Annotated in this window: 6 protein-coding genes; 2 read left to right on the top strand and 4 right to left on the bottom strand. The window is 69.1% G+C overall.

Annotated elements, in window-relative coordinates; genetic code table 11:
• On the bottom strand, positions 1–679 hold a 679-nt coding region (locus KDH83_RS15000), incomplete at its 3' end, for a LysR family transcriptional regulator (RefSeq protein ID WP_212317148.1).
• 275 nt (positions 680–954) lie between these two features.
• Here KDH83_RS15000 and KDH83_RS14995 point away from each other — a divergent pair.
• Both KDH83_RS14995 and speB read left to right on the top strand, forming a co-directional pair.
• On the top strand, positions 955–2,361 hold the full coding sequence (locus KDH83_RS14995) for a sodium:solute symporter (RefSeq protein ID WP_212317146.1): 1,407 nt from the start codon (positions 955–957) through the stop codon (positions 2,359–2,361).
• Positions 2,362–2,385: 24 nt separating this feature from the next.
• Positions 2,386–3,432, top strand: a complete 1,047-nt coding sequence (gene speB / locus KDH83_RS14990) for an agmatinase (protein WP_212317144.1) — start codon at positions 2,386–2,388, stop codon at positions 3,430–3,432.
• Positions 3,433–3,439: 7 nt separating this feature from the next.
• Here speB and KDH83_RS14985 read toward each other — a convergent pair whose 3' ends face one another.
• The 3 genes from KDH83_RS14985 to KDH83_RS14975 form a co-directional block, all read right to left on the bottom strand.
• On the bottom strand, positions 3,440–4,978 hold the full coding sequence (locus tag KDH83_RS14985) for a glycosyltransferase family 39 protein (protein ID WP_212317142.1): 1,539 nt from the start codon (positions 4,976–4,978) through the stop codon (positions 3,440–3,442).
• Positions 4,962–6,083 (bottom strand): glycosyltransferase family 2 protein, encoded by a 1,122-nt coding sequence (locus tag KDH83_RS14980; RefSeq protein WP_212317140.1) that lies wholly within the window; start codon positions 6,081–6,083, stop codon positions 4,962–4,964. Before KDH83_RS14980 ends, KDH83_RS14985 begins: the two co-directional genes overlap by 17 nt.
• Positions 6,084–6,203: 120 nt before the next feature.
• Positions 6,204–9,380 carry a CusA/CzcA family heavy metal efflux RND transporter gene (locus tag KDH83_RS14975; RefSeq protein ID WP_212317138.1) on the bottom strand — a complete coding sequence of 1,059 codons (3,177 nt, stop codon included), beginning with the start codon at positions 9,378–9,380 and terminating at the stop codon, positions 6,204–6,206.
• Between the last annotated feature and the right edge of the window lie 15 nt (positions 9,381–9,395).

The following is a 9,395-nucleotide window of genomic DNA, read 5'->3' as shown; positions in this document are numbered from 1 at the left end:
TGTCGGCCTCGGAGGTGATGCGGCGCGGCAGGCCCGCGAAGGAAGCCTCGGGCAGCGGATAGGTGCGCCAGGTCCAGTCCGACTCGGCCACGTCGTCCGGGCCCAGGCTGCCGGCGCGCGGCGCCAGCGCGTGGCCCGCGCCGCAATAGGCCACCTGACGCTCCTGGAACAGCGTGGCGTAGTCCAGCATCGGCACGCGGTGCAGGAAATAGCCCACCGCCACCTGCATCTCGTCCTTCAGGATCAGCTCTTCCAGTTCGCGCGGGCCGTGGATCAGCAGCGACAGCCGCACCGCCTCGTCGCGTTGCCGGAAGCGGGCGATGGCGCGAGCGATCAGCCCGTTCTGTTCCAGCGTGGCGTTGCCGATCAGGCCCAGCGTCAGGCTGCCGACCAGCTGGCGATGCATGTTGCGGGCCTCGGCGGTGAAGTTGTTCAGCGAGGTCAGCGCGCTGCGCGCCAGCCGGGCGAAGCGCTGGCCCTTGGCCGTCAGCCGGAAGCCGCCCCGGCCGCGTTCGCACAGGCGGAAGTCCAGCCGCGTCTCCAGCGTGGCGAGCTGGCTGCTGATGGTGGACTGGCCCACGCCCAGCACGTCCTGCGCGGCCGATACGCCGCCGGCGTCGACGATGGCCAGGAACACCCTGATCAGCCTGAGATCCAGATCGGTAACGGTGGACAGCATAGGGTAATCACCTATGAAACATTGATCTTTATCGATGCTTGTTGAGCGAACGAGATATGGATCGGGAATTGCGTGATTTCTATTATTCCATCGGGCCTTACGGGCATGAAAGTCCTACGTCGAAAAGCACGGGAATCATGCCGGCAGTGGCTGGAAAGCAGGTTGCGCGGGAATTCACTTTTATACATATCGGTGTTTCGCGCGACGCCTGTGAATGGCATCAAGACCACATGGCGCGCCCTGGACGCGCGCCGGAAACGAATCGAGGGGCGGACATGTTCTTGGACATAGGCGTAGTCGTGATCTACATGGGCGCGATGCTGTTGCTGGGCTGGTACGGCATGCGGCGCGCGAAGACGCAGGAAGACTTCCTGGTGGCGGGGCGCAACCTGGGGCCGGGCTTCTACATGGGCACCATGGCGGCCACGGTGCTGGGCGGGGCCAGCACCGTCGGCACGGTGCGCCTGGGCTATGTCCACGGCATCTCCGGCTTCTGGCTGTGCGCGGCGCTGGGCGCGGGCATCGTGGTGCTGAACCTGTTCCTGGCCAAGCCGCTGCTCAAGCTGCGCATCTACACCGTGACCCAGGTGCTTGAGCGGCGCTACAGCACGGCCACGCGCCGCGTCAGCGCGCTGGTGATGATGGCCTACGCGCTGATGCTGGCCGCCACGTCCGTCATCGCCACCGGCACGGTGATGCACGTATTGTTCGATCTGCCCTTCTGGGCGGCGGTGCTGCTCGGCGGCGGCGTGGTCGTCATCTATTCGGCGGTGGGCGGCATGTGGTCGCTGACGCTGACCGACATCGTGCAGTTCGTGATCAAGACCGTGGGCCTGATGTTCGTGCTGCTGCCCATCTGCATCATGCGCGTGGGCGGCTGGGACCAGCTGGTCGCGCGCCTGCCGGCGGCCAGCTTCGATTTCACCACCATAGGCTGGAGCACCATCGCCACCTACTTCGTCATCTATTTCTTCGGCATCCTGATCGGCCAGGACATCTGGCAGCGCGTGTTCACCGCCCGCAGCACGGGCGTGGCGCGCGTCGCTGGAACCGCGGCCGGCGTGTACTGTGTGCTGTACGGCCTGGCCGGCGCGCTGATCGGCATGGCAGCCAAGGTGCTGCTGCCCGAGCTGGACAATCCCAACAATGCCTTCGCCGCCATCGTGCAGGCCAGCCTGCCCGACGGCATCCGGGGCCTGGTCATCGCCGCCGCGCTCGCGGCCATGATGTCCACGGCCAGCGCCGCCATGCTGGCGACCTCCACGGTGCTGGCCGAGGACCTGCTGCCCGCGCTGCGCGGCGGCCGCCGCCTTGAGAACGTGAGTTCGCACCGTCTCATCACGCTGCTGGCCGGCTTCACCGCCGTGGGCATCGCGCTGGCGGTGGACGATGTGCTGAGCGCGCTGACCTGCGCCTACAACCTGCTGGTGGGCGGCATGCTGGTGCCCCTGCTGGGCGCGATCTACTGGCGCCGAGCCACCACGCCGGCCGCCATCGCCAGCATGCTGCTGGGCTGCGGCGCGGCCATCGCCTTCATGATCAAGGACGGCTTGGATGCCAACACGCCCATCTACGTCAGCCTGGCCGTCAGCCTCGCCAGCCTGGTGCTGATCAGCCTGGCGACGCGCGGCGATGTGGCCGCCGGCCTGGACGGCGCGCGCACCCAGGCCCAGCCCGACTGAGTTTTCCATCAAGCAGGAGCAGACATGACTTTCACGCCCGAAAAATTGCAGGCGCTGCGCGAGCGCTTCGGCGGCGCCAACGAGGCCGAGATCCACGACCCGCATTTCCGCGCCATCGCGGCCAATGTGATCAACGACAGCGGCACGCGCATGGCGCCCTATGCCGGCATGCCCACGCTGCTGGACGCGCCGGCCCGGGCGATGGACTGGAACCGGCCCGAATTCGGCGACCTGGAGGTCGCGCTGCTGGGCGTGCCGATGGACCTGGGCGCCAGCAACCGCAGCGGCTGTCGCTTCGGGCCGCGCGCCCTGCGCGCGATCGAGCGCGTCGGCCCCTACAACCACGTCCTGAAGTGCACGCCCGTGACCCAGCTGCGCGTGGCCGACATCGGCGACGTGCCGATGCGCAGCCGTTTCAGCCTGGACCAGTCGCACGAAGACATCGAGGCCATCTACCGGCATATCCAGCAGGCCGGCGTGATCCCGCTGTCGGCGGGCGGCGACCATTCGGTGACCCTGCCCATCCTGCGGGCGCTGGGCCGCGAGCGGCCGCTGGCGCTGATCCATTTCGACGCGCATTGCGACACCGGCGGACCGTTCGACGGCAGCCGCTTCCATCACGGCGGCCCGTTCCGCCAGGCCGTGCTCGACGGTGTGCTGGATCCCACGCGCACCATCCAGATTGGCATCCGCGGCGCGGCCGAGTACCTGTGGGAGTTTTCCTACGCCTCGGGCATGACCGTGATCCATGCCGAGGACATTCCCAGGCTGGGCGTGGACGCCATCGTGGCCAAGGCGCGCGAGGTGGTGGGCGACGCGCCGGTCTATGTGTCGTTCGACATCGACTGTCTGGATCCCGCCTTCGCGCCCGGCACCGGCACGCCGGAAGTGGGCGGAGTGACGGTGCGCGAGGCCCAGGCCATGCTGCGCGGGCTGGCGGGTCTGAACATCGCCGGCGGCGATCTGGTGGAGGTGGCGCCGGCCTATGACGCCACCGCCAACACCGCGCACGCTGGCGCGCAGATCATGTTCGAGATCCTGAGCCTGATGTGCGTGGCGCGCGGGCGCTGAGCGCGCGTCAGGGCGCCGGGGACGGCGGACTGGCCGCCACGCCGGTCGCGGCGATGGCGGCCGGCGCTTCCCGAGCGGCGCCATCGCGCGCCGCGACGGCGCCGCTTTCGACCTGCAGCAGCACGTAGCGCCGGCTGGCGTAGAGCGGCAGCAGCCGCCAGCCGGCCAGCGTGTCGCGCAAGGCTGGCAGGCGGTTCTTTTCGACCGCCAGGAAGAGGCGCGCGCCGGCCCCCGGCAGGGCCGGCGCCGCCGCCACGGCTTCCATGGGCAGTTGGCCGGCCGCGCCTTGCGAATAGAAGCGCGCCGAGAACGGCCTGCTGCCCACGAAGACCAGCTGCTCGCCGGGCTGCATGCGCGCGAAGGCCTGGGCCACCAGCTGCTTCTCGGTCTTGTAGCGCTCGGGCTGCGCCAGCGACAGCGCGCCCAGCGTCAGCGCCGCGAGCGGCGTCAGCAGCATCAGCGCGGTCGGCAGCCGGGCGCGCCAGCCCCGCGTCGGCGCATGGTCCGCCATCCAGGCGCCCAGCGCCAGCGCCAGCGGCGGCAGCGAAGGCAGCACATAGGTCCAGAGGATATTGCCGGACAGCGTGAAGAACGCGGGCGCGGCCAGACCCCAGAGCAGCAGGTAGCCGCGCAGCGGATCGCGCGCCAGCGACGCCAGCCGGGTCCGCAGCGGCGCGCCCTGGCCGGGCCGCAGGAACAGCCACAGGCCCGCCAGTCCCCAGGGCATGGTCGCCAGCAGCCAGTCCAGCCAGATGCCGCCATAGGGCCGCTTGTGCGCGGTGCCGTACAGATCGCCTTGCCAGCCCGGGTCGACGAAGCGCAGGAAATGCTCGCCCACGATGAAGTACTGGAGGAAGCCGGGCGTGCGGATCTCGGCCATCACGTACCAGGGCAGGGCCAGCGCCAGCATCAGGATCGTGCCGCCGATCCAGGGCAGCGCGCGCCACTGCGCGCGGCCGGCGGGCAGCAGCGACCAGGGCAGCACGGCGACCGCCACCAGCACCAGGGCCAGCGGCCCCTTGGACAGCAGGCCGATCGCCAGGCCCACGAAAAAGCCGTAGCGCCACCACGGGGGGCCGTCGCGCCGCGCCAGCAGGAAGGAGGTCATCGACAGCGTCACGCCCAGCGCCAGGAAGGGATCGGTGAGCACCGCGCCAGCGCTGGCCAGCGGCAGCAGCATGGTGGCGAACACCAGCGCGGCCCAGCGCGCGGCGCTGGCGCCGAACTGGCGCGCGGCGAAGGCATGGACCAGCGCCAGCATGCCCAGCATGGCGGCGAAGGCAGGCAGGCGCAGGCTGAACTCGGACAGGCCCAGCAGCTTGATGGACAGCGCCGGCGCCCAGAATGCCAGCGGCGGCTTGCCCCAGAACGGCACGCCCGGCTCGAACCAGGGCGTGACCCAGTCGCCGGTGACGGCCATCAGGCGCGCGATCTCGGCGTAGCGCGGTTCCGAGGTGTCGGCCAGCGGCATGACCGCCATGGCGAACAGCCGCGCCGCGAGGATGGCCGCGAGGCCCAGCAGCAGGGCCTTAGAAGTTGACCGCATGCGGACCCTCTCCGGTCATGGCGGCGGATGGGGCGGCCTGGCGCGCGGGGCCGGCGGCGTCGTCGCGCGCGTATCCGGAGGCAGGGTCCGCCGCCGTGTCGGGTTCGGATCCAGGCAGGCGCAATGCCGCCGTGCGGCTGCGCTGCACGTCGCGCAGCAGGTAGACCGGCCGCTGCTTGGATTCCATATAGGTCTTGCCCACGTATTCGCCCAGCAGGCCGATGGTGATCAGCTGCACGCCGCTCAGGAAGGTGATGATGGCGATGAGCGAGGGATAGCCATGCACTTCCTCGCCCAGCAGCAGGGTCTTGAGCGTGATGACGATGCCGAATCCGACGCCGGCCAGCGCGGCGGCCACGCCCAGGCCGGTGGCCCAGCGCAGCGGCGCGGTGGAGAACGAGGTGATGCCCTCCATCGCCAGCCGCATCAGGCCCAGGTAGTTCCACTTGGTGGTGCCGGCGGCGCGCGGATCGCGGTCGTAGTCGATGATGCGGGTGGGCAGGCCGATCCACGCATACATGCCCTTCATGTAGCGGCAGCGCTCGGGCAGCTGCAGCAGGGCTTGCACCGCCTTGCGGCTCATCAGCCGGAAGTCGCCGGTGTCGGCGGGAATGCCGGCCTTGCTGAGCCGGTTCAGCAGCCGGTAGTAGGCATAGGCCGAGGCGCGCTTGAGCCAGCTCTCGCCGGCGCGGCTGCGGCGCCGCATGCAGACCACGTCCGCGCCCTCGCGCCAGGCGCGCACCATGTCGGGGATCAGCTCGGGCGGATCCTGCAGGTCGGCGTCCAGGATCACGACGGCCGCGCCGACGGCGTGCTCGATGCCGGCGGTCATGGCGGCCTCCTTGCCGAAGTTGCGCGACAGGCGCAGCAGCTTCAGGCCGGGCTCCGTGCGGATCCGAGCGGCCAGGAACTCGGCGCTGCCGTCGCGGCTGCCGTCGTCGACGAATACGATTTCGTAGGACTCGTTCAGGCCGTCGAGCACGCGCCGCAGGCGCTCCAGGCAGACGGGCAGCACGTCGCGCTCGTTCAGGAAGGGCACGATGACCGAAAGCTGCACGGCGGGTCGACGGGAGCGCGCGGCGGTGGGCAGGGGGGGAGGATGCATGGCGATAACCGATCGAGGGGGAACCCAGGCAATGTAGCGAGCAGCCGCCGACGAACAGCCGACGCCTGGATTACATTTCTGTAAGGCGCGGCGGACCCGGGCGGACCACCGCGCCTGGCCTTACGCGTTGTCGCGGGCCACGCGCGCCGATTCGGCCAGCTCCAGCTCCTCGGCGTCCTTGCGGTGCAGCAGGCGGTACAGCGCGGGCAGCACCAGCAGGGTCAGGATGGTCGAGGAGATGATGCCGCCGATCACCACGGTGGCCAGCGGGCGCTGCACTTCGGCGCCGGTGCCGGTGGCGATGGCCATGGGCACGAAACCCAGCGAGGCCACCAGCGCCGTCATCAGCACTGGCCGCAGCCGCGTCAGCGCGCCCTCGCGCACCGCCTCGTCCAGCGGCTTGCCCTCCTGGCGCAGCCCGTTGATGAAGGACAGCATCACCAGGCCGTTGAGCACCGCCACGCCGCACAGCGCGATGAAGCCCACCGCCGCCGTGATCGACAGCGGCATGCCGCGCAGCCACAGCGAGACGATGCCGCCCGTCAGCGCGAAGGGAATGCCGGTGAAGACCAGCAGGCCGTCCTTGACGTTGCCGAACATGGCGAACAGCAGCGCGAACACCAGCGCCAGCGCGGCCGGCACCACGATCTGCAGGCGCTGGGCCGCCGATTGCAGCTGCTCGAACGTGCCGCCCCAGGTGGTCCAGTAGCCCGCCGGGATCTTGACGTCGCGCTCGATCGCGTCGGCCGCCTCGGACACGAACGAGCCCAGGTCGCGGCCGCGCACGTTGGCGCTGACCACGATGCGGCGCTTGCCGTCCTCGCGCGAGACCTGGTTGGGGCCGGGCGACAGGTCCAGGCTGGCGACCTCGGACAGCGGGATGTAGGCCGTCTGCGCCTGACCGTCAGCCTTGGGCAGGGCGATGGGAAGCTTGCGCAGGGCGGGAATGCTCTCGCGCACCGATTCCGGCAGCCGCACCACGATGTCGAAGCGCCGGTCGCCCTGGTAGTACGTGCCGGCCGCGCGCCCGCCCACGGCGATCGCCAGCGTGTCCTGCACGTCGGCCAGGCTCAGCCCGTAGCGCGCCGCGCGGGCGCGGTCGATGTTCACGGTGAGCACCGGCAGGCCGGTGGTCTGCTCGACCTTGACCTCGGACGCGCCCGGGATCCTGTTCAGCGACTCGGCCACCTCGGCGGCCGTGCGGCTGAGCACGTCGTTGTCGTCGCCGAAGATCTTCACCGCCACGTCGCTGCGCACGCCGGAGATCAGCTCGTTGAAGCGCAGCTGGATGGGCTGGGAGAACTCGTAGTTGTTGCCCGGCATCTTGCCTGCCTCTTCCTGGATGGCGGCCAGCAGCTCGGCGTGGGTCTTGCGCGGCGTCGGCCATTGATCCATGGGCTTGAGCATGATGTAGCCGTCGGAGATGTTCGGCGGCATGGGGTCCGAGGCGATCTCGGCCGTGCCGGTGCGCGCGAAGATCCGTTCGATCTCGGGGAATTTCTCTTTCAGGCGCGTCTCCAGCTGCTTCTGCATGTCCAGCGACTGGCTCAGGCTGGTGCCGGGAATGCGCAGCGCCTGGATCGCCATGTCGCCTTCGTTCAGGCTGGGTATGAATTCGCTGCCCATGCGCGAGGCCAGCACGCCGCAGGCGGCCACGAACAGCGTCGCCGCGATCAGCACGCGCGGCGTGCGGCGCAGCGCCATGTCCAGCAGCGGCTCGTAGCGGCGCTTGGCCCAGCTCATCAGGCGGTTTTCCTTCTCGGCCACCTTGTTGCCCATGAACATGGCCACGGCGGCGGGCACGAAGGTCACCGACAGGATCATCGCGCCCAGCAGGGCCAGCACCACGGTCAGCGCCATGGGATGGAACATGCGCCCTTCCACGCCGGTCAGCGCGAAGATGGGCAGGTACACCACCATGATGATGAGCTGGCCGAACAGCAGCGGCCGGCGCGCTTCCCGCGCGGCGGCGAAGACCTCGTGGAAGCGTTCGTTGCGGGTCAGCGGCCGGCCGTGATGGGCCTGCGCATGGCTCAGCCGCCGCACGCAGTTCTCCACGATCACGACGGCGCCGTCGATGATGATGCCGAAGTCCAGCGCGCCCAGGCTCATGAGGTTGGCGCTGACCTGGTACGTGACCATGCCGGTGAAGGTGAACAGCATGGACAGCGGAATGACCATGGCCGTGATCAGCGCCGCTCGCAGGTTGCCCAGGAACAGGAACAGGATCACGATGACCAGCGTGGCGCCTTCCAGCAGGTTCTTCTTGACGGTGGCGATGGCCTTGTCCACCAGATTGCTGCGGTCGTAGGCCGTGATCAGTTTCACGCCCTCGGGCAGCGTCTTGTTGATGGCGGCGATGCGATCGGACACGGCCAGCGACACGGTCCGGCTGTTCTCGCCGATCAGCATGAAGGCCGTGCCCAGCACCACTTCCTTGCCATTGTCGGTGGCCGCGCCGGTGCGCAGCTCGCGTCCGATGGATACCTCGGCCACGTCGCGCACGCGGATGGCCTGGCCGTTCACGGCGGTGAGCAGCACGTTGCCGATATCGTCGACCGACTGGACCTGTCCCGGCGCCCGGATCAGGTACTGCTCGCCCTTGCGCTCGATGTAGCCGGCGCCGATGTTGGCGTTGTTGCGGTCCAGCGCCGTCATGATGTCGGTCAGCGACAGGCCGTAGGACGCCAGTTGCTCCGTGTTCGGCGCCACCAGGTACTCCTTGGCGTAGCCGCCGATGGAATTGATTTCCGTCACGCCGGGGATGTTGCGCAGCTGCGGCTTGACCACCCAGTCCTGGATCTCGCGCAGGTCGGTGGAGGTATAGGGCGAGCCGTCGGGCTTGCGCGCGCCGTCTTCGGCCTCGACCGTCCAGAAGTAGATCTCGCCCAGGCCGGTCGAGATCGGTCCCAGCGTGGCCGACACGCCCTCGGGCAGGCTCTCGCGCGCCTGCTGCAGCCGCTCGTTGACCAGCTGGCGCGCGAAATAGATGTTGGTGCTGTCGTTGAAGATCACCGTGACTTGCGACAGTCCGTAGCGCGACAGGGAACGGGTCTGTTCCAGGCCGGGCAGGCCGGCCATCACTGTCTCGATCGGATAGGTGACGCGCTGTTCGGTTTCCAGCGGCGAATAGCCGGGCGCGGTGGTGTTGATCTGCACCTGCACGTTGGTGATGTCGGGCACGGCATCGATGGACAGCCGCGAGTAGTTGTAGATGCCGACGGCGGCCATGGCCAGCGTGACGAACAGCACCATCCAGCGCTGTTCGATGGCAAAGCGGATCAGGCGTTCAAACATGTCGTCTGTCCTCGC

It is taken from the genome of Achromobacter sp. Marseille-Q0513, assembly GCF_018195695.1.
Lineage (GTDB): Bacteria > Pseudomonadota > Gammaproteobacteria > Burkholderiales > Burkholderiaceae_B > Achromobacter.
This window is presented reverse-complemented; position numbering and strand designations above follow the sequence as displayed.

Coding starts and splice junctions, on each gene's coding strand:
- KDH83_RS14995 (WP_212317146.1), top strand. CDS start 955: ATGTTCTTGGACATAGGCGTAGTCGTGATCTACATGGGCGCGATGCTG.
- KDH83_RS14975 (WP_212317138.1), bottom strand. CDS start 9,380: ATGTTTGAACGCCTGATCCGCTTTGCCATCGAACAGCGCTGGATGGTG.
- KDH83_RS14980 (WP_212317140.1), bottom strand. CDS start 6,083: ATGCATCCTCCCCCCCTGCCCACCGCCGCGCGCTCCCGTCGACCCGCC.
- speB (WP_212317144.1), top strand. CDS start 2,386: ATGACTTTCACGCCCGAAAAATTGCAGGCGCTGCGCGAGCGCTTCGGC.
- KDH83_RS14985 (WP_212317142.1), bottom strand. CDS start 4,978: ATGCGGTCAACTTCTAAGGCCCTGCTGCTGGGCCTCGCGGCCATCCTC.